Annotated in this window: 15 protein-coding genes; 2 read left to right on the forward strand and 13 right to left on the reverse strand. The window is 69.3% G+C overall.

Annotation, left to right across the window (positions count from 1 at the left end; all coding sequences use genetic code 11):
- Positions 1-4: 4 nt before the first annotated feature.
- Positions 5-826 (reverse strand): hypothetical protein, encoded by an 822-nt coding sequence (locus HYU53_07845; protein MBI2221107.1) that lies wholly within the window; start codon positions 824-826, stop codon positions 5-7.
- 21 nt (positions 827-847) lie between these two features.
- Between HYU53_07845 and pcnB the strand changes: the two genes are divergently transcribed.
- Entirely contained in the window at positions 848-2,191 is a 1,344-nt protein-coding gene (gene pcnB, locus HYU53_07850; protein MBI2221108.1) for a polynucleotide adenylyltransferase PcnB, read from the forward strand.
- On the opposite strand, the gene HYU53_07855 is transcribed toward pcnB, so the two are convergent.
- The 9 genes from HYU53_07855 to HYU53_07895 all read right to left on the reverse strand — a co-directional run bounded on the left by HYU53_07855 (position 2,179) and on the right by HYU53_07895 (position 15,077).
- Positions 2,179-4,314 carry a TonB-dependent receptor gene (locus tag HYU53_07855; protein ID MBI2221109.1) on the reverse strand — a complete coding sequence of 712 codons (2,136 nt, stop codon included), beginning with the start codon at positions 4,312-4,314 and terminating at the stop codon, positions 2,179-2,181. The two genes, pcnB and HYU53_07855, sit on opposite strands and share 13 nt — an antisense overlap.
- A 43-nt stretch (positions 4,315-4,357) precedes the next feature.
- On the reverse strand, positions 4,358-5,071 hold the full coding sequence (locus HYU53_07860; protein MBI2221110.1) for a fatty acid desaturase: 714 nt from the start codon (positions 5,069-5,071) through the stop codon (positions 4,358-4,360).
- Positions 5,072-5,220: 149 nt separating this feature from the next.
- A complete protein-coding gene (gene serC / locus HYU53_07865; GenBank protein MBI2221111.1) occupies positions 5,221-6,315 on the reverse strand; it encodes a 3-phosphoserine/phosphohydroxythreonine transaminase in 1,095 nt (364 codons plus the stop codon).
- 10 nt (positions 6,316-6,325) lie between these two features.
- Positions 6,326-7,636, reverse strand: coding sequence for a hydroxyacid dehydrogenase (locus HYU53_07870; GenBank protein ID MBI2221112.1), 1,311 nt, complete (start codon positions 7,634-7,636; stop codon positions 6,326-6,328).
- 15 nt (positions 7,637-7,651) lie between these two features.
- A complete protein-coding gene (locus HYU53_07875; GenBank protein MBI2221113.1) occupies positions 7,652-8,854 on the reverse strand; it encodes a DUF1015 domain-containing protein in 1,203 nt (400 codons plus the stop codon).
- A gap of 84 nt (positions 8,855-8,938) precedes the next feature.
- The gene (locus HYU53_07880) at positions 8,939-10,186 is read right to left on the reverse strand and encodes a M23 family metallopeptidase (GenBank protein MBI2221114.1); all 1,248 of its coding nucleotides are present in this window, start codon (positions 10,184-10,186) and stop codon (positions 8,939-8,941) included.
- Positions 10,187-10,239: 53 nt separating this feature from the next.
- Positions 10,240-11,856: a PD40 domain-containing protein gene (locus HYU53_07885; protein MBI2221115.1), complete on the reverse strand. Its 1,617-nt coding sequence runs from the start codon at positions 11,854-11,856 to the stop codon at positions 10,240-10,242.
- A gap of 167 nt (positions 11,857-12,023) precedes the next feature.
- Positions 12,024-12,914 carry a hypothetical protein gene (locus tag HYU53_07890; protein ID MBI2221116.1) on the reverse strand — a complete coding sequence of 297 codons (891 nt, stop codon included), beginning with the start codon at positions 12,912-12,914 and terminating at the stop codon, positions 12,024-12,026.
- Between the two features lie 3 nt (positions 12,915-12,917).
- A complete protein-coding gene (locus HYU53_07895; protein ID MBI2221117.1) occupies positions 12,918-15,077 on the reverse strand; it encodes a PEGA domain-containing protein in 2,160 nt (719 codons plus the stop codon).
- Positions 15,078-15,321: 244 nt separating this feature from the next.
- Between HYU53_07895 and HYU53_07900 the strand changes: the two genes are divergently transcribed.
- Positions 15,322-16,887, forward strand: coding sequence for a M20/M25/M40 family metallo-hydrolase (locus tag HYU53_07900; protein MBI2221118.1), 1,566 nt, complete (start codon positions 15,322-15,324; stop codon positions 16,885-16,887).
- Positions 16,888-16,929: 42 nt separating this feature from the next.
- On the opposite strand, the gene HYU53_07905 is transcribed toward HYU53_07900, so the two are convergent.
- From HYU53_07905 to HYU53_07915, 3 genes are all read right to left on the reverse strand, one after another.
- Positions 16,930-19,149: a discoidin domain-containing protein gene (locus HYU53_07905; GenBank protein ID MBI2221119.1), complete on the reverse strand. Its 2,220-nt coding sequence runs from the start codon at positions 19,147-19,149 to the stop codon at positions 16,930-16,932.
- Positions 19,150-19,214: 65 nt separating this feature from the next.
- The gene (locus tag HYU53_07910) at positions 19,215-20,756 is read right to left on the reverse strand and encodes a hypothetical protein (protein ID MBI2221120.1); all 1,542 of its coding nucleotides are present in this window, start codon (positions 20,754-20,756) and stop codon (positions 19,215-19,217) included.
- On the reverse strand, positions 20,728-21,192 hold the full coding sequence (locus HYU53_07915) for a hypothetical protein (GenBank protein MBI2221121.1): 465 nt from the start codon (positions 21,190-21,192) through the stop codon (positions 20,728-20,730). The genes HYU53_07910 and HYU53_07915 overlap by 29 nt, the downstream gene beginning before the upstream one ends.
- Positions 21,193-21,202: the final 10 nt, after the last annotated feature.

A 21,202-nucleotide genomic window follows, 5' to 3' on the forward strand; every position in this document is an offset into this window, starting at 1 on the left:
TGGTCTATTTGTTTGACCAGCGCTTCTTGAATTCTTCCCACTGATCGCGCAGCGCGGCGGCCTGTTTCTCCGGGTCCTGCCCGTTGCGGCGCGCGCGTTCGGGGATCAGCGCCTGCGTCACGATCCGCTCGAGGTCCGCGCGCAGCTCGGCGCCGCGGTCGTGCGCGAGCGGCGCGCGCACCCACGCGGCCATCGCCGCGTCCCACGCCGCATCGAGATCGCCGGCGCCCCGCGCGGCCACCACGCGCCAGTACGCGGCGGTGCCGAGCGACCCGTCGCGTTCGAGCTCCTGCTCGAGCCGCGCGTCCAGTCGCGAGTACTCGGCTTTGCGGGCGTGGCCGTCCCGCGCCTGCGCGGCGCGATCGGACGCCGTCGCCCACCAGTCCAGCAACCGCTCGCGCCCGCCCGGAACGGTGGCGGCGGCCCGGGGGTCGTCGATGAGCGTGGTGAACAGCGTGGCCGCAGCGCCGAACGCCCCCTCGAAGAACAGCGCCTGCGCCGAGCCAACCAGCCATTCCGATCTCAGAGGTTCCGCCAGCGCGGTTCCGCCCGACGTGACGAGCACCTGGCGTGCCTCGGCGAGGTCCTCTGGGCGGCCCGTCTGGCGGTACCGCTCGATCAGGGCGCGGCCGAGGACGACGCGCGCGTCGGTCGCGGATTTCTCGTCTTCCGCCGCGGCTCGGGCCGACTGGATGGCGGCGTCGTAATGGCCCTCGTTGTACGCCTGCCGCGCGGCGGCCAGCACGTCCGCGCCCCAGGCGGCCGTTGGATGAGACAGGGCCACGGCCGCCAGCAGGGCCGCTGCGCTTCTCCGCATGATCGGCATCGTACCCTATAATCGAATCCGATGGTCGATCCGCTCATCGTGCCGCGCTCCGAGCACACGATCTCGAGACGCGCCATCGATGCGGACGCGCTCAAGGTTCTCTACCGGCTCAAACAGCACAACCATCTCGCGTATCTGGTGGGCGGCAGCGTCCGCGACCTGCTCCTCGACCGGCACCCCAAAGACTACGACGTCGGCACCTCCGCGCACCCGTACGAGGTCAAGCGGCTGTTCCGGAACTGCTGGATCATCGGCCGCCGTTTCCGCCTGGCGCACGTCCGGTTCGGCCCGAACAAGGTGATCGAGGTCGCGACCTTCCGCAGGAAGGCGGAGCCGGGGGAGATGCCGATGCCGGATGCGACGGCCGCCCCCGCAGCCGATCACCGGCTGGTCCACCGCGACAACACGTTCGGAACGCCCGAGGAAGACGCGTTCCGCCGCGACTTCACCGTCAACGCTCTCTTCTATGACATCGAGACGTTCTCGATCATCGATTACGTCGGCGGGATGGCGGACCTGCGGAACCGCGTGCTCAGGAGCATCGGCGATCCGAACGAGCGCTTCCTCGAGGACCCCGTGCGCATGCTGCGCGCCGTTGTGCTCGCCGAGCGGCTGGATTTTTCGATCGACCCCGCGAGCCTCGATGCCGTCGCGAGACACGGCGCCGAGATCACCAAGGCGTCGCCGGCGCGCATGCTCGAGGAGTACTACAAGATCCTGCGCTCAGGCGCGTCGGAACGCATCTTCCGCCGGCTGGCGGACGTGGACCTGCTGCGCCACATCAGCCCCGAGCTGGTCGATCCGCCCGACGAGGTGTGGCAGTCCCTGGAGGAGCTGGACGAGTACCGCGCGCGTTTCACCTCCGCCCCCGACACGCTCACGAACCCGATTCTGATCGGGTCGCTGCTCGCGCCGCTCGGGATGATGTCCCGCCGGCCGCGCCGCCGGCACGAGGAGCCGGAAGGGGAGACCCCTCGCGCCCGGCCGCCGAAGCCGCCGCGCCTCTCGCTCGGCATGCTGCCGATCGCGCGCGGCGACGTCGAGCATCTCCGGCACATCCTGGCGCTGCAGTCGCGGCTCGCCGAGCAGCCCCCCTCGCCGCGCGCGCAGCGGTCGCTCATGCACCGGTCGACGTTCGCCGACGCGATGACCTGGATGGACATTCACGGCCAGTATCCCGAGGCCGTGCAGCACTGGCGCGGTGTCCGCGAAGCGGCCGGCGACGAGATCGTCCCCGAACAGCGCCACCGCCGGCGACGTCGCCGCAGGCGGCGACGCGGGCCGAGGCCGGGGGTGGTGCCGGAGTGGGGTTCAGGGTTCAGGGTTCAGGGTTCAGGGTTCTCGACGCGATTTCAGGGGACATAGAACCGCACGCCGGCGCGCGCGGTCCGCGGGGTGCCGATCGTCCTGACCGGCGTCCGGCCGACGTCGACCTCCGCATCGAACACGTTCTCCACGGCCACGAACGGCTGGATCCGCCGCAGCGCGACTCCCGCATACAGATCGGCGACGGTCGCGCGCCTCAGCACGAACTGGTTGCGATCATCGTCGAACTGCGCGCCCGTGGAGCGCACGTCAAGGGTGGCAACGGCGCGTCCCGGCGTCAGCCGCAACGACGCGGCCGCGACCCAGCGCGGCACCTGCGGGACGCGACGCCCCGTGAGACCGGGCTCGACGCCGCCGGTGAACCGCGAGTCGAGCAACGCCGCGCTGGCGGCGAGGGCGGTCCAGCCCGATGGCCGCCACTCGCCCTCGAGCTCAAGACCGCGCGCGCGGATATGACCGGCGTTCTGGCGCTCGCGACTGATGCGCCCGGCCGCGACGTCAAGCGTCACGTTCGTGATCGCATCGCCCAACTTGGTCCAGAAGCCCACGAGCCGCGCCGATCCGCGAGGCGCGCGCAGCAGCACTCCCCCCTCGAACGCACCCGCCCGCTCGGGTGTCAGCCGGCCGTTCGCGAAGGTGGTCGTGTTGCCGACCTGGAAGTCGCGATAGAGCTCGTTCAACGTCGGCGTGCGCCCCGGCCGCGTCCACGAGGCATGCACCGAGACGTGCTCGCCGGCCGACCATGCCGCCGATACGCGCGGCATGACATAGACCCGCTGGCGGCGCTCGACTCCCGCCGGCCCCGTGGACCACGCGCCCGCACGGGCACCCGCCGCGATCGTCAGCCGGGGCGAAGGGCGGGTGGATATCTGCGCGTACGCCGCGTAGTCGCGCTGCGACACTTCGGGCTCGCCGTGCGGCGTCGCGACCACGCGCGCCAGGTCGCCTCCCGCCGTCAGCCAGTGGCGGTTCCAGGCGGAGGTCCATTGGACAGACGCGGACTGGTGCGCACTCGCGACGCGCTGCCGCGCCGTGAGCATTTCCGCCGCGCGGCCGGCGCGTACGGCGCTGAACGACTGGTCGTAGTCCACGGTGCCGCCGGAGGCCGCGACGGCCCACGCGCCGGCAGTGCCCGTCCCGCGCGCGCGCGCCGAGACGCTCCGAAGGTTCGTGTCGTTGCGCTGAAGGGGCGTGCCGTTCGAGCGGTCCTCGTCCAGCGCGCCGGCGCGCACGGCGAGCGACCACCGCTCCGCCCGGCGCTCGATCGAGGCGAGGGCGCTCGAGTATTTCACGCCGGCATCGATGTCCACCGGGCCGCGGTCATCGGGCGCCACGACGGGAAATCCATCGAGCACGAATCGCTCGCCGGCTGCAAACGCGCTCCACGCCGCGACACGGATTCCGCCATAGACGGTGCCCCGTGCCATCCCGCCCTGTCCCGCCTCGACACCTGCCCGCAGCGTGCCGGCCGCCGGATCCACAGTGAGGACCTGGATCGTTCCCGCGATCGACTCATGGCCGTACAGCTCGGCGCTCCCGCCCCGTACCACCTCGATGCGATCGATCGCCGCCTGCGGCACGCGGTTCCAGTAGATCCATCCGCCGAACGGATCGTTCATCGGCACACCGTCGGCCAGCACGAGCGCGCGGCTGGCGCCGGAGGCCGCGAGCCCGCGCAAGCTCGCGCCCTGCGTCGTCGGGTTTGCCACGCGCGAAGAGGAGCGGCGGAACAGGGAAAACCCGGGCACGCTGCGCAGCGCGTCATCGGCGGTGAGCGCGGCAGAGGTCAGCAGGATGCTGGCGGGAAGGACGGCAGTCGCCGTCGCGGTCGCCGCGAGCCGCTCCTGCGATCGCGCCGCTGTGACGGTGAGCGATTCGGCGATGCCGGCCGGTTGCAGCACGATGCGCAGGACGGCGGGCGCGCGAACGCGCGCCGCGTAGTCGGCATAGCCCTGCGCGCGCACCGTGAGCGTGGCTTCGGGTCCGCCGGCGTCCAGGCTGAACGCGCCACGCGCGTCGGTGGCGACGCTGCGTCCGTCGGACGAGACGCTGGCCCCCGCGACAGAGGTGCCGGTCACGTCGACGATGACTCCGCGAAGCTGGGTTGGAGAAACCGGCTGCGCCGCGAATGCGGCCAGCAAGGCGACGAGCGCGGGGTTCATGCCTGAGGGGCGCCGCTCGTGCGCCTGGCGCCCCTCAGCATGTCTAGCCTTGAGCGGTAGCCTGGGCGTGCGCCTGTTCGATCGTCTTGTACGGGTGCGCGAGGCGCATCAGCGTCAGCGCCTTGATGACGGGCCACGCCGGATCGATCTCGCCGCGGCGGAAGCTGAACTTCGGGCTGCGCGGATATCCGTGATGGTTGTTGTGCAGACCCTCGCCGCCGGTCAGCCACGCGATGAATCGGATGTTGGTCGCCGTATTCGCGAAGTTGCGATAGCCGGCGTAGTGGCAGAGGCCGTTGATCGAGGAGGAGAGCACGAAGATGTACATGATCCCGTGCAGCGCCGCCGCGAAAAGCCCCCAGCCCCAGCCGATCGTGAAGCCGAGCGTCGCGATGCCGATGACCAGCCCGAGCGTGCCGTGGTCGAACAGCGCCCGATCCCAACGGTCCGGCGGCATATCGCGGGCGTACTTGGGCACGAGCTCGGGGTCCCTCAGCTCGCGCAGGTAGTAATAGATGTTGCCCAGCTGGACCTTCCAGAAGCCCTCGATCTTGGGGCTGTGCGGATCGCCTTCCTCGTCGGTAAACGCGTGGTGCTTCCGGTGCACGGCCACCCATTCACGCGGCACGATGCCGGTGGTCAGCCAGATGCACAGGCGGAACACCCACGCGGCGAGCGGATGGAGCACCACCGCGCGGTGCGTGACCGTACGGTGCAGGTAAATTGTGGTGCTGTACACCGCGATCTGGGTGACCACGGTCGACACGAATAGCGCGATAGCAAGCGAAACCAGCACTAGCTGCCCTCCAGCAGTTTGGCCGAAACTCTAATTGTAGCAGATAAGGGGGACAGTCACACTTTCCTGGGCCGCTGCTTCGGAAAGTGTGACTGTCCCCCTTATCTCCCTTACCCGTTCTGTCGCTCGAACTCCTGCATGAACGCGACGAGCGCGTCGATCCCGGCTTCGGCGAACGCGTTGTAGACAGACGCGCGGATCCCGCCCACCGAGCGGTGGCCTTTCAAGCCGTCCAGCCCGGCCGCCGTGGCCTCCTTCGCGAACTTCTTTTCGAGCTCCTCGTTCGGCAGCCTGAACGTGATGTTCATGCGCGAGCGGCTGTCTTTCTGCGCATGTCCGCGGTAGAAACCCGTGCGATCGATTTCCGCGTACAGCTTCGCGGCCTTTCGCTCGTTCACCTTCTCGATCGCCGCGAGCCCTCCCTGGCCGAGCAGCCACTTCATGATCAGCCGCATCAGGTAGATCCCGAACGTGTTGGGCGTGTTGTACAGCGACCTGTTCTCCGCATGCACGCCGTAGTTGAGCATCGTCGGCAGCGTGGCTGGGGAGCGCTTGACGAGGTCGTCGCGGATGATCACGAGCGTCACGCCAGAGGGACCGAGGTTCTTCTGCGCGCCGGCGTAGACGAGCGCGTGCCCGGCGATGTCAATCGGACGGCTGAACATGTCCGACGAGGTGTCGCACACGACGGGCGCGTCGCCAAGGTCCGGCGTGTACCGCCACTGGGTGCCGAAGATCGTGTTGTTCGACGTGTAGTGCACGTACGCCGCGCCCTTCGACAGCGCGATCTCGTCCTGCCGGGGGATGCGCGTGAAGTTCTCCGCCTCGGTCGTCGCGGCGATGTTGACGGCGCCCACGCGCCTGGCTTCCTTCACCGCCTTCTGCGACCACGCCCCGGTGACGATGTAGTCGGCGCTGCCGCCGGGAGGCAGCAGGTTCATCGGCACCATCGAGAACTGCAGGCTCGCGCCCCCCTGGAGGAACAGGACGTGGTAGTTGTCCGGGATCGAGGCCAGCGTGCGGATGTCCTTCTCGCACGACTGGACGATCTCGTCGAACGTCTTCGAGCGATGGCTGATTTCGAGGACGGACATGCCGACGCCGGGCAGCGCGATCAGATCGCGCTGCGCCTCTTCGAGCACCGGCAGGGGCAGGACGGCGGGGCCCGCCGCGAAGTTGAAGATGCGGGTGGTGGTCGTGGCCATGACTGACTCCTTACCAGGTGCTCAGGGATCTGGCGAGCTGGTATGACGCGGCGGGGGCGCCGAGCGGCACCACCTGCACGTCGAAGATGTTCGGGTTGCCGGTCCTGATGCGACGCAGCTGATCGTCGGTCGGGTGGCCGTCCAGGTTGATCCTGGCGACGGCTGCCCGCGCTCCCGTGAAGATGATGTTCTCCGTCTCCTGCACGTTGACGTGGCTGTCCCGCAGGACGTCGAAGACGTGGGCGAGCACGCCCGGCTCGTCGCGGTGGCGCACCACCATCACGTGGCTCGCCGGTGTCTGCCGCGACAGGTTCACGACGTTCAGCACGCGGCCGGTCTCGAGGTACGTCCGGATGATCCGCACCGTCTCTTCGGCGATCGCCTCCTGCGCCTGGTCGGTGGACGCGCCGATGTGGTGCGTGCCGTAGACGTTGGGCAGCTTGACGATCGGATCGTCGAAGTCGGCCTGCGCCGCCGCGGGCTCCTTGTCGTAGACGTCGAGCGCGACGCGCAGGTCGCGCTCCTTGACCGCGGTGGCGAGCGCCGCGTAGTCCACCACCTCGCCGCGCGCGGTGTTCAGGAAAAACGACCCCGGTTTGAGGCGGTTCAGCACGTTGGCGTTGATCATCCGGCGCGTGCGATCGTTCGCCGCGACGTGCACCGTGAGGATGTCGCTCTTCTCCGCCACTTCCTCCGGCGTCTCGCAGACCTCGGCGAACGGCTCCACCGGGTACCCGGAGGACGGGCGCAGCCGGACGAGCAGCGGCATGTCGACCGGCATGCCGGAGCGATCGACCTCGACGCCGATCTCGCTCCAGATCGCGATGTGCATCCCGAACGCCTGGGCGCGGCGCGCCATCTCCTGGCCGATGTTGCCAAACCCGATGATGCCGAGCCTGCGCCCGTGCAGCCCGCGCGCCCTGGAGTACTCCTTCTTGTTCCACTTGCCGGCGCGCAGGTCGATCACGTTGTCGGGGATGCGGCGGTCGAGGGCGAGGATCAGCCCGAATGCCAGTTCCGCCACCGCGAGTGAGTTCTTGCCCGGGCAGTTCGCCACGTAGATGCCGCGCGCCGATGCCGCCTGCACGTCCACGTTGTCATAGCCCGCCCCCGCGCGGACGATCAGCGAGATCTGGCCGGCGTCCATCATGGCGGCGGTGATCTTCGTGCTGCGGACGATCACGACCACCGCCTTGCTCTCGGCAACGGCAGCCGTCAACGCGTCATTCTTGAGGTCGGGGTTGTACACGACCTCGCAGCCCAGGGCTTTCAGGCCGTCGAGGCCGGATTTCTCGAACTTGTCTGCGACGAGGACCTTCATAACTGCATCTCGAGATCAAATCAGGTTGACGATGAGGCCGTCCCGGAGCTTCGGCTCGAACCACGTGGACTTGGGCGGCATGATGCCCCCCTCGTCCGCGATGGCGATGAGATCTTCGACCGTCACCGGGTGCATCGAGAACGCCACAGCGGCCTTGCCTTCGTCCACCAGCCGCTGCAGCGCGCCGGCGCCGCGCGCGCCGCCGACGAAATCGATCCGCTTGTCCGTCCGCACGTCACGGATATTCAGCAGCGGCTCGATCACCTTGTGCTGGAGGACACTGACGTCGAGCGTCTCGGCACGATCGGTCGTCGCCGCCGGGCGGACGTTCCACAGATCCAGCTCGTGCCACGTCCCCGCCAGGTACATTTCGACGAGCCCGGGCCGCGGCGGCGACGGGCGCCCGTCCTTCACCGGCACGACCGCGTTCAGCTTCTTCAGGAAGCCGTCGGGCGTGTTCCCGGCCAGGTCCTTCACCACGCGGTTGTACGGCAGGATTTGCATCTGATCGTCTGGGAACGCGACCGCGAGAAACGTGTCCGCGCCCTTGATTGCCGACCGGACGCGCGCGGCGCTTGCGGCGCGATGATGCCCGTCGGCGATGTACAGCACGGGAATCTGCGCAAAGGCCTGCACCAGGCCGTTCATCTCCGCGCCGGTCACCTTCCACACGGTGTGCCGGATCCCGTCGCCGGCGGTGAAGTCGTAGAGCGGCGGGGTGGCGGTCACCCGGGCGGCGATGCCGTTCACGGGGGCGGACGCGAGGTAAGTCAGGAACACCACGCCCGTCTGGGCCCGCGTCTGCGTGATGTGGCGCGTGCGATCGTCTTCCTTGTCGCGGCGTGTGCGCTCGTGCTTCTTAATCAGGTCGCGGTCGTACTCGTCCACCGAATAGGCGGCGGCGAGCCCGGTCTGCTCGTGCGTGCCCATGCGAAGGCGATAGAGGTAGAGCGCCGGTTCCGCTTCGATGAGCAGCGGCGCCGACCGTTTGAGCTCCTCGAGATTGCGGACCGCCTGCTCGTACACCTCTGGTGAATATGGATCGGTGTCGGGCGGCAGATCGATCTCGGAGCGTGTCACATGGAGAAAACTCAAGGGGTTGCCGTGGGCCAGCGCGCGCGCTTCTTCCGTACTGACGACGTCATAGGGGACCGACGCAACACGCGGGGCCACTTCGGGCGCGGGACGCAGCGCCCTGAAGGGACGTATGAGGGCCATAGACTGACTATTCTATCTGGCGATTTGGGAAAAGGGGGACAGTCACACTTTCCCAGTCGGCCGCGGAACGTGTGACTGTCCCCTTTACTGCGCGGCCTTGACGGCGTCGCGCGCGCGCGGCTCGGAGGCGCGCGCGAGGAGCGTCGTCGAGAGCTCGCGCATCATGCGCTCGCGCTCGGCGGCGAATGCGGCGCGCGCGCCGCCCGCGATCGGCTCGCCGGGAGGCATCCGCCGGTGGATCGTGAGCGGGTTGACGAACGCGCCGTTTCGCTTGAGGCGGTAGTCAAGGTGTGGACCGGTGGCGGTGCCGGTCGACCCCACGCGGCCGATCAGTTGTCCCTGCTCGACTTTCGTGCCGGCGCGGACACCCTTCCCGAGCGACGAGAGGTGAAGGTAATAGCTCTCGAATCCGTTCGGATGGCGCAGCCGGACCATCAGCCCCGATCCGCCGCTGTACCCGGCCGAGACGGCGATGCCCGATGCCACCGCCACGACCGGCGCGCCGTGCGGCGCGCCGTAGTCCACCGCCAGGTGCGCGCGATAGCTGCGGTGCACGGGGTGCAGGCGGCGGTACGAGAACCCTGACGTGACACGCGCTTCGAACTTCAGCGGTGACCTGAGAAAGACGCGCCGGAGCGAGCGCCCGCGTTCGTCGTAGTAGCCCGCCTTCCCGTTCTGCACGAAGCGGTAGGCGTGCAGATCGCGGCCATCGTTCTTGAGCCGCGCGGCGAGCAGGTTGCCGTAACCGGCAAATTCCCCCTCGCGGAAGATCTTCTCGAACAGCAGTTCGACGCTGTCGCCCGGCTGGAGATCGCTCTCGAAGTCCACGTCGCCGGCGAACACCTCGGCGAGCCCAATCGCGAGCTGGACCTTCCCGCCGGCCGCGTCGATCGCGGCCACGAGCGACGGGTGCTCCTTGTCGATGTCGGCGTGAATCGCGGCAACCTCGGTGGTCTTCTCGTACGCGATCACCTGGACGTCGAAGCGATTCGGCTGATCGCGATCGACGTTGGAGACCTGGAGAAACCGATCCGCGTCGATCCGGTACTCGAAGCGGCGCAGCAGGCCGTCGACCGTCCGCACGAGCCGGTACGGCTGGTCGGCGCGCAGGATACGCGGGCTCAACACGGTGCGCACGGCCTCGATCGCCGCGACCGCAACGTCGGCACGGAGCTGGTGCGTGCGAAAGATCGCCTCGAGCGTCGCGTTCGGCGTGACGCGCGCCTCGAACGTCTGGGTGTCGGGCACGAGCACGATGTCGCCGCGGCCGGCCGGTGCGGGTTCGGGCGCGCGCTCGCAGGCGGTGAGACAGGCGAACGCAGCAAGACACACAAATGCCCGCAACCTCATGAGGGTGCAGGCAATATAGCACGCCTTCGGTCAGCTCATGACGCCGGATCGGCGGGGCGCGACATGATCCACACCGACCAGGAACCGGATCGGCGGCTGTGGAACGCGAGCCGGCGACCCGTGGCGTCCCACGCAAACTCCTCGGCGGTCGGATCGGCGAGGATACGCTGCATCGATCCATCCGTCAGATCGAGCAGCCACGCGCCGTCACGCAGCACCTGGAAGGCGATGTGACGTCCGTCGGGGGACACGGCGGGCGTTCGCACGACACGCCCCGCGCGTGGTGACTGGTACAAGCGCCGCGCACCGGTGGCCAGGTCCAGCACGGTCAACCGATCCTCGTGACTGTACGCGAGCCTGCGGCCGTCGGGAAACCACGACGCGCCCCACGGCTGCCCGTAACGGTAGGAGGTCAGGCGGACGCTCGCGTTCGACGCGAGGTCGAGCACCCACAGGTTCCACACGCGACCCGCCGTGGCCGCCTCGCCGCGAACGAACGCGAGCCGGGTTCCATCGGGAGACCAGCTCGGCACCGCGGCCAATCCCGGCCCGCTGACGCGCCGGACCTCGGATCCATCCGCGTTCGCAACATAGACACCGCGCTCGCCGTCGCGATCCGAGTCGAAGGCGATACGCGAGCCATCCGGCGAGGGCTTCACGTGATAGTTCCGCGCGCCGTCCTGCAGGAGGCTGATCACGCGCAGGTCGCCGGTGGAGGCGTCGGTCTCGGCCTTGAGCAGCGCGGTCCCGGCCCCCTCGTCGCGATGATAGAAGACGGCGCTGCCTGCGCTCGAGAACGCGGGAGAGAAACTCGGCAACCCTGTCACGCTCGCCTTGCGCAGGCTCCGCGAAGGTTCCGGCTGGCGTCGCGCCGTGTTGTCGGCGGACGCTTCGGGCGGCGACGGCCGGGGCTGCACCGGCACGGCGCCGGCCGGCACCGGTGCGGACGATTCGCGCACGGGCAAATCGGTCTCGCCGCTCGCTCCTCGCGGCGCCACATCCGACGCCGTGGAACCTGGAGCGGGCGGCGGAATCGCGGTGGCGGCCCGGCGCGGCGGCGCGACCGGCGTGCTGTGCAGGCGATCGACCGCGAGGCCGCCGGCGATCACACCCGCCGTGAAGACGGCGGCCGCGGCGGCGAGACGGCCCGCTCGACGGCGCGCCCGCGGGACCGCCGGCGCGAGTGCGGCGTCCGGCGCATCGATCTGGCGCGCGCGCTCCGCCTCGACGATGGCGAGCACGCGCGCGGGGTCGAGCCCGGCGGCCGTCGCGTACGCGTCGCATACGCGACGGGTCCAACCTTCATGGTGCCACCGGCGGAAGTCTCCCCACTCGAGCTGACGCAGCACGTACCGCGGCAGCGCGGTGTCGTGCGCCAGCCGCTCGAGCGTGATCCGCGCCTCGCGACGCGCGCGGCGCACGTCTGAGATATCCACGAGGCTGGTTGAGTGAAGCATGAAACGCCGGACGGCGGCGCGAAACTCCTCGGGGGTGGCGAACCGTGGTACGTCGAGCTCCCCCTGCGCGCGCGCGAGAACGAGCTGGAGCGCGCCGGGGACGCGGGGCGGCAACACGCTGCGCAGCAGGCGCGCGCCTTCGGCGAGGTCGCTGCCGCGCCAGCGGGCACAGAACTCCGCGCACGCATCGGACACGGCACGAGCACTACCGTTTGCAGGAAAGCTGACGAGGTTATCGGGTGACACGCCGACAGGAGTGCCAGATTCGGGCCAGCAGGTATAGATGTGCTGCGTGCCAGGTGCGGCGTGCCAGGTGCCGAGTTGCCAGGTGTTAAGTGCCGAGTGCCGTGCTGAGTGCGCGTTCAGCGGCGAGCGACCGTCACGGCAATGCGCTTGCGGAACTTCACGGGCCGCCCGTCGATCGTCGCGGGCCGGTAGCGCCAGCCGGCCGCGGCGGCGACGAGCATCGCGTCGTAGGTGACGTGCACCGACGCGCGGATCGCGGCGGATTCGACGCGCCCGGCCTCGTCGATGACGACCTCGAGCACGCCGCGGTCGCGCGCCAACGCCACAATTGACGACGGCAGACGCGGCAATTCCTGGCGGACGGTGACCGGCGCGACGACCTGGGTGTCGTCCGCCGAGTAAATCATCGGCTGCGCCGGCGCGGCCGCAGGCGCGGAGATGGCGGGCTCGGGTGGAACCGGGGGCTCGGCCGCCTTCGCGGCGGCCTCGCTGAGCTCGAGGAATCCGCCCGCCAGCGTGCGCATGTCCGCCAGCCTGCCCTGCATGTCCGGGTCGTCCAGCAGCTGAATGACCTGCTTGAACTGATCGGCCGCCGCCGCGAACTCCTTGCGATCGTAGGTGGCCTTGGCGGCCGTGTATCGCTCGCCGGCAATCTCGGGCAGCATGCGGCGTCGCACGTCGGAGAATGCCGTCCGCACGCGCGGCGCGGCTTCGGCGTCGGTCGGCTGGTAAAACGGATCCGCCGTCACGACCGCTGAAATCGCCGCCTCGGCTTCCGACGCGCGCCCGAGCGCGAGCAGGCACAGCGAGCGGACCTGCTCGACCGCGCGCACGTCCTCGGGACGCACCGACACGTCCTCGGCGACCTTGATCGCGCCGAGCGTGGCAAGCGCCTCGTCGTAGCGCGCCGAGGCGTACAGCTCGCGCGCCGAGACGAGGGGGTCCTGCGCCGCGAGCGGCGCGGCGGTCACGAGCAACAGGACGACGGTGGCAAACACGGTTCGCATGGCCTACTTCCGCATGTCAACGCTGACGCGCACGGGCGCCGACGGCGTGACCGAAATCGCCTGCCGCTTCTCGCCGAACTGCGGGTGCCTGAACACCACTTCGTGAGGCCCGATGGGCAGCGACAGGTTGCCGATTGGCGTCTCGCCGACGCGGCGGTCGTCGATCCACACCTCAGCCCAGGGCAGCGCGTTCAGGTTGACGTTGCCATTCGGCAGTTCGATTCCGACGGCCGCGGTCTTCCCGGGCTGCACCTGCACGACGCGCGTGACGCGGTAACCGAGCGTCTCGTTCACAAGCTCCAGACTGTGACGGCCGGCGGGGACCATGATGCGGTCGGTCTCGGTCGAGCCAATCAGCCGGCCCTGCTCGAAGATCTGCATCGAGAAGGGCGCGGTGACCGCGACCCAGCCGGAGGCGGGTCCCGTGACCGCGGCCCCGAGCGGCGCGACGAGCGACGCCGTCATGCCCGCCTCGACGATGACGGTGTGCTGCACCGTGGCTCCCTCGTGCTCGAGCACGATGCGGTGCTCGCCGGGAGCCAGATTCTGGCCGATGGTCGGCGCGGTGCCGGCGGCTTGCCCGTCCACGGTCACGCGCGCGCCCGGCGGGTCGGAGCGCACGTCAAGCTGGCCGGTGGAGGGAACCACCGCCTCGGCAAACTCGACAAACTGCGACATCGTCGCGCCGGCGGCCATCGTGACCGGCATCACGCGCGGCAACCCCTTTCCGCGCAGCTCGAGGATATGCGCCCCCGCCTTGAGCGTCAGGCGCACCGGCGTCACGCCGCGTGCCTGGCCGTCGACCACGACGTCCACGCCCGCGGGAGAGGACTGCACGATGAGCGTGCCGGTCTCCGCCGCAGGGGGCGCCGCCGCCGGAGCGGACATGTACGTGCGTGCGCCAAACACACCGGCGGCGCCGATTGCGACAAGCACCACCAGCACGATCGCGATGCGGAGTCCGCGCGAGGTTCCGCGCGACTCTCTCGGCATGTCGATCAGCGGCACCATCGGCTCCTCCGGCTCCTCAGCGATCGGACCGGGAGCGCCAAATGACGCCTGCAGCGCGTCGAGATCGAGGGGCTCTTCACGTGCCACGTGCGACGGTGCCACGTGCGACGGTGCCACGTGCGACGGTGCGACGGGTGACGGGGCCACGTGCGGTGGCGCGGCGGGAGGCGCTTCGACCTGGGGCGGCTCGACGGGTGCCACCGCTGCCAGGGGCAGCGCGGGGGCGGGCGCCGGCGGTTCCTCCGGCGTCTGCAGCTCGATGATGGCGTCCACGCAGCGCGACATGAACGCTTCGACCGCCACGGCCGAGGCCACGTAGCGCGCATCGGCCGCGAGAATCTGGTCCAGCCCCATCTGCGCCTCGCGCGCCGAAAGGAACGGGCGTCGCGGGTCGAGCTGAAGTGCGCGCGCCAGCCATCCGCGGAGCCCCTGCGAAAGCGGCTGGCGCGCGCCGCCGGCCGAAGCCTCGGTGGACTCCGCCAGCAGGTCGTTGATGCGCCCGAACTCGTCCTCGTGGAGCGTGCGCCCCAGGATCAGCGACAGCGACGTGACGCCTGCCTGCATCACGTCGGCGCGATGATCGAAGCGCGGCGCCCCGGCCGACGGGGGCATCGGAATCCGGTAGTCCCGCCAGAGGCGGTCGTGCGAAAGTTGTAGCTGTTCGAGCGCGGAGCCGAGCACGTAGTCGGCCACCACCAGCCGGGCGTGCGGCGTGACGATCAGCCGGTCGGGCCCGATCGCGCCGTGCGCCACATCGCGCGCGTTCTCGTGCAGCAGCACGATCGCCGGCAGCAGCTGCTGGATCAGCGACAGCGCCGCGTTGGTGTCCACCGCGAGGCCACGGTCTTCGGCGATGCGCAGCATCTGCGCGAGACGAAAGCCGCCGACATGATCGGCGACCACCGACAAGCCCGTCGCGGTGCGATCCACGCGCCGCACGCGGGCAAACGCGTTCTGGCGGAAATTCGCCAGGCGCGCCGTGCGCTCGCGCAGCGCGAACTCGAAGGACGGCACGCTGGTCAGCGCCGTGCGCAGGTGAAGCACCTCGACGGTGTCACCGCTGGCCGCATCGGCCAGCAGGGTGCGTTCGCCGAGTCCGTCGACGAACTCGGGCGCATCCAGCGCGCGCGGCTCTGCCTGGGCCGGGTCCATGTCCACTCCTCTACGCGCGTGCGGGCTGCAACGCCCGCTCCAGCAGAATCGTAATCAACGGGTACGGCACGAAATGGTTGCGCCGTAACGACTTCGTCAGCATTTCGGCGTCCCGGACGTGGACAACGGTCTTACAAACCCGTGAACACCGATGACAAAAGCGTGATCGGAGCACAGTGTTATTCTGTGCAGCCAGTCCCTGGAGGGAGAAGAAATGAGAGCGACACGTCCACGCCGCGTGCTGATGGCGATTGCGCTGACCGGCGCGATCGCGATGCCGACCGGCGCGCAGCAGGCGCAGGAAAACGTTGATTACGACGCCATCTATCGCATCAAGGAAGAGGGATTCCAGCGCTCGAAGGTGATGGAGATCACCAGCTATCTCACCGACGTGCACGGGCCACGCCTGACCAACTCGCCGAACTACAAGGCGGCGGCCGACTACGCGGTGAAGAAGCTGAACGAGTGGGGCCTGGCCAACGTGACGCTCGAGCCGTGGGGCCCGTTCGGCCCCGGCTGGTCGAACGAACTCACCGCCATCCGCGCCGTGTCGCCGCAGAATTACCCGATCATCGGGTACTCAAAGGCGTGGGGCGGCGGCACCAGCGGTCCGGTCTCCGGCGAGGCGGTCGTCGTGAAGATGGACCCGAACGACCGCGAGCTGAAGGGCCTCGAGGAGCATCGCGGCAAGCTCCGCGGAAAGATCGTCCTGCTCGGGGAGCCACGCGAGCTGAAGCCGATTTTCGAGCCGGCCGCGAATCGGTTCACCGAGCGGCAGCTCGAGGAGATGACAACCGAGAACGACAACCGTCCGCGCCCCGCCGCCTACAACGAGGCGGTGCGTCGCCAGTTCATGGAAATCACCCGCAAGCGCATGCAATTCTTCAAGAACGAAGGGGTGGTTGCCGTGCTCGACGAGGGGCGGAACGGCGACGGCGGCACGGTGTTTCTGGGCGGCGTGAACCCGCGCGACCCGAAGGATCCCAATTACGTCGCCATCCCGCAGCTCACGATCGCGGCGGAGCATTACGGCCGCATCGCCCGGACGCTCGACAAGAAGATTCCGGTGACGCTCGAGCTCAACATCAGGAACACGTTCCACGAGGCCGACCCGAATTCCTTCACGATCGTCGGCGAGATTCCGGGCACGGACAAGGCCGATGAAGTCGTGATGATCGGCGCGCACTTCGACTCGTGGCACGCCGGCACCGGTGCGACCGACAACGCGGCCGGCTCGGCGGTGATGATGGAGGTGATGCGCATCCTGAAATCAGCGGGTCTCAAGCCGCGCCGCACGATCCGCATCGCCCTCTGGTCTGGCGAGGAACAGGGACTGCTCGGCTCGCGCGCCTACGTCAAACAGCACTACGCCGACCGCGAGACGATGCAGCTCAAGCCGGAACACGCGAAGTTCGCCGGATACTTCAACGTGGACAACGGCACCGGAACGATCCGCGGCGTGTACCTCCAGGGCAACGAGGCGATCGCGCCGATTTTCTCCGCGTGGATGGCGCCGTTCAAGAACCTCGGGATGACGACGCTCACCGTCCGCGACACGAGCGGCACCGATCACCTCGCGTTCGATGCCGTGGGGCTCCCCGGCTTCCAGTTCATCCAGGACGAGGTGGAGTACGACACGCGCACGCACCACTCCAACATGGACGTCTACGAGCGCATCCAGCCTTCCGACATGATGAACAACGCCGTCATCGTCGCCTCCTTTGCGTATCACGCCGCGATGCGCGACGAGAAACTGCCTCGCAAACCGCTGCCGAAGCCGGCGCCGCCGCAGCGCACGACGACGCCGTAGCGACAGAGTCCGCGAGGGGTCAGGTCGTTCACGACCTGACCCCTAGCGGCTGACGTCGATCTCCGCGATCGACCAGTAGGTCTCCAGGGATCGGCCCGTCTGGCGAAGCCTGATGAACCTGGCGGTCTGTGGCGGAAAGGACATCGTGAAGCGGGTGCGGGTGATGTCCCTGACGGCGGCGATGTAGGCGAGGCCCGCCGTCTCGCCTTCCCACGCGCGAGACCACGACCGCGCGTCGGTCGAGAGCTCGATGATGAGATGCCGCGGATAGTCGGTGACGCGCCGTGCCAGCGAGAGCGCGACGGCGCCGACGGGAGCCGAATCCTGTAATTCCACGGTGACGGCTTCCTTTCCATGCTGCCAGGTGGGGGACTCCCACCAGGTGTCGTGCCGCCCGTCGGCGGCGCTCGTCGCCGGCGCGGTCCACCCTTCGGGAACGACCCGCCGGATCGAGATCGGCGCAGCGGTTCTGTCGGCGGGCACCTGCTGGCGCTCGAACGTGTAAAAGAGGTAGTCGCGGTCGGTACCCGCCAGCCGTCCTCCCGAACTCTCGGTGAGCGCACGGGAGTCGGCGGCGAGCGGGAGTCGGCCGTCGATCACGACACAGAGCCGGCCGAACGTGGCGAGGGCGGGCAGCGCGGACCGATCCCGCTCGCGCAGCGCCGCGATCAGCATCTGGTACGGACCCGGAAAATATCCCGTGTAGCCGTTCGCCACCGGGCGGCCGTGCGACATCCCGCGCGACATCGCCGCGATATCGTCGTCAACGATCTCTCCGAGCGGCAGCTCGATCACGGAGGTGTCGCGCAGGGTCTCGGGAAGCGCGTACTGCTCGCGTGGCGCGTGCATCGGGATCGCGGTGGCCCACGAGTCTGCGAGCACGGCCGCGATGGCCGCCGCGACGGCCCCGATGGCCGCACGGCGCGGCAGCTGGCGGGTCAGGCGCGCGAACGCCAGCGAGACGGCGACGGCGAACGACAGCACGGCGACCATCATGAACCGCGTGGGCACGCGGAGGTTGTCCACGCCCGGCACTTTCATCAGCCACCAGTACGGGGGCTTGTCGACGATCGGCTCTCCCATGAGCCGCCCCGTCGGACCGAGACACATCGCGAAAGCGACGAGAGCCGCGAGCGTGTAAAAGGCCAGCGGGGAGCGCGACCTGAAGGCATGGCGGAATCGCGGATCGAACATGCCCGCCGCGAGGAAGCAGGCCAGCGCGTTTGTCAGCGGCTTGCCGGCGCGGCGACCCGTGGCGTGGATTGGCCCGAACTGGAGCTCCCATTCGCCGAACGCGAAGGAGGCGAGTGCCGCCAGCAGCCTGATGGAGACAATCGCCGCGCCGAGACCCGCAACAAGCATCAGCGCGGCGGCCGCGCCGGGATACAACTGCTGCTCCGGTCGCGTCTCCGGCCTGAACGGCCAGAACCGGACAAGCTCCGCCGCCGTCACAAATGACGAGACATCACCGCTGAACTCGGTGATTTCGTCGAAGCCGCGCGCCAGGTTCCAGTATTGATGGACCGCTTTGTACTTCAGGAGCACGGGTACGGTCAGCAATCCAGCCGCGAGCCACACCGCCGCGATGACGAGCCCCACCCGGATGGCGCTCGAGCGCGCGGTGAACCAGAGGAGCCACAAGCCGACGAGCACCGAGAAGTAGAACAGGAAGTACCCGTTCGAGAACGCCTGAAGGAGCCAGGCGGCGGCAAACAGCGCCAGCCATGGAGCCGCCTTCGCCGGCGACGAGGCCTGCAGGATGCGGTGCAGCGCCAGGAGCGCGAGGGGCATCCACCACGACGCCAGCACCTGAATATGCGGCGTCTGTCCGAGCCGATACGGACTGAAGCCGAAGACGAGCGCGCCGATGACGGCCGCGTCGTGCCGCCCGGTGAGCCTCCAGCACAGGATGTGCGCGGCGACCGCCGACAGCGGCCACGACAGCAACAGGACGAGGTTGTAGGTGAGCTGGGGGCCTGCGCCCATCCATTGCAGCGGCGTGCTGAGCACGGAGATGCCGACCAGGTGCTCCGAGAGCGCCATGAAATTCGGCAGCGGCCAGAACGCCGGCCCGTTCCACCATCGATCCGTGAACGGAATCGCCTGCGCGTTCCACCAGAGAATCCAGGCGTTCAGAATCGGATCCCCGACGTCGTGCGGGATGCCCGCGCGCAGGTCGCGCGCGAGCGGCCAGAACATGATCACCGCCAGGGCGAGATACGCCAGAAAGAAGAAGAGGAGCTTTCGTGCGTGCGGCGGCACGGATTCCCATCATAGGCGAGCCGCGCGTCGATGAGCAGGCCGTTGGGACGTGCCTGCCGAGGTAGTCAGGAGGTGGCCGCAGTGCTCGTCGTCGTGACCAGGCGGCGCGCCTCACGAATGCCGGCGCGGATCTTGTTCTGCTCGCGATCGAGCGCGGTGCGGATGAACGGCGTCAGCTCGGCGGCCGCAGTGGCGAGGTGGAGCGCGGCCTCGAGTCGCGGCAACGCCGAGTAGCGCACCGCCGGATCGTGGTCGAAGCGCTCGCCCCGAGCGTAGCCGAGGGGCACGAGCACGCGCGCGAGGCGCCGCAGCGTCGCGTTCAGCCGGCGGCGGAGGTCGCGGTCAGCAGGATCGCGCGCAATCGCCGCCTCCGCGTCCGAGCGCCACGCGCCGATCGCGCGGCGCAGTGCTCCCAGGTCCTGCGAGACGCCACCCAGGTTCACTGCCTCGCCCGCGGCCGACTGGTAGCGCTGCACGGCCGCCCCCAGCTCGAGGACGGCGGCGGTGTAATCGAACGGGTGGAGCGGCGCGTTGGCGACGCGCGCGATCGCGGTGAGATACGCGCGCAAATCGCCGTCGAAGCGTCGTCCCCCGAAGAGGCCGGTCACCCCAATCTGGTTGAACGAATAATCGCCCGACCGCGCAGGGCGCCGTCCCTTGACACCCTCCGCGCCTGAGTCCGCCATCGCGTCGAGGCAGAGTTCCGCCGCCTCCGCCATCCAAGTGGCGTCCGCCAGGCGCGCCTCGCTGCCGGCGTCGACGCACACGTGGGCCACGCACCATTCGTCGATTTCGGCGGCGAAGGCGTCCGCGTACCAGGCAGACGCGGCGTGCGCGCCGGCGATGCGCGCGGGCCACCAGACCACGCGGACGCTTCGCCGCAGATCGTCGCGGCAGCCGCACAGCGCCGACGCCATCGCGAGCAGTGCCGGGGCGTCGCCGCCGTGCACGAGCACGAACTCTTCGGCGTCGTCGGCCCCCTGGATGTCGCCAACGGGTATCTGGCACTGCCGCCATTCCTCGACGAGCCATGCCGCCACCGAAACGGGTCGCCCGGCCTGGGCTGCGCGCATCAGGCGCTCCCGCTCGCGACGGGAGACGGACACCACGGGTGTCCGCGGCCTGCGGCCAATCGTCTCGTGCGTGGGCACGCCCCATACCGTCGTGCTGACCGAGTCCGGAACGTCATCGCCGGCGGCGATGTACACCTGCGCGAGCGCTCCCCGCCGCTCGATCGCATACACGTCGTCTGGAGCGATCGGGCCGTCCAGGATCGCGATCCGGCCCGCCACGGCTTCCTCGCCGGCCGCGGTGGCTGCCACGGGAACGCCCGACACGGCATTCGCGCCGGTCGCGCGCGAGAACGCGGCGGGGCGCGAAGCGATCTCCGCACCGTCGATCACGAGCACCGAGCGGTCGGGGACGCTCAGGTAGAGCGAGGGTTCGTGCACGCGTGCCTCGAGACCTTCAGCCTGCATGCACTCGAGCAGCGCGCCCGCGGTCGTGCCGTCGTCTCCGTCGAGGGGAAACGACATCCCGGCCGGACCGAACGCGTCGAGCACGCCGGCAAGCGCGCGCTCAAGCGCGGGATCTTTGAATCCGGCCATGCACCAATGCCCACACCGCCGCGGCGGCCGCAGCGGCAAACAGGATGAGTGCCATCGCGCGCCGCGAATTCCTGCGCGCCGGCATGACGTCGACGAACTCGGGCGGGGCGGAAAGCTGCGCGACACCGCGAGGGCGTCCCGCGTCCGTGCTCCAGCGGAGATCGGGAACCGAGGCAGGCGGGATCGACGCGCCCGCGGCCAGTCGCACCTCGAGGTCCACTGGCCCCTGGTTGCGTATGGACGGAATCGCGCAACGACCTGGCGCGCGGGGCATGTAGCTCATCTCGCTTCGGCCGCCGGCGCCGCGGACGGCAATGCTGCACGTGCCGTCAGACAGGATGTCGAGCGCGATCGTCGTACGGGACTGCGCGACGAGTGTCGCGGAGAAGACGAGGGTCAGGGCCAGGGCCTGGGTCAGGGTCAGGAAACGCACCACGGCAAACCTA

This window comes from Acidobacteriota bacterium (genome assembly GCA_016184105.1).
In the GTDB taxonomy this organism is placed as follows: domain Bacteria; phylum Acidobacteriota; class Vicinamibacteria; order Vicinamibacterales; family 2-12-FULL-66-21; genus JACPDI01.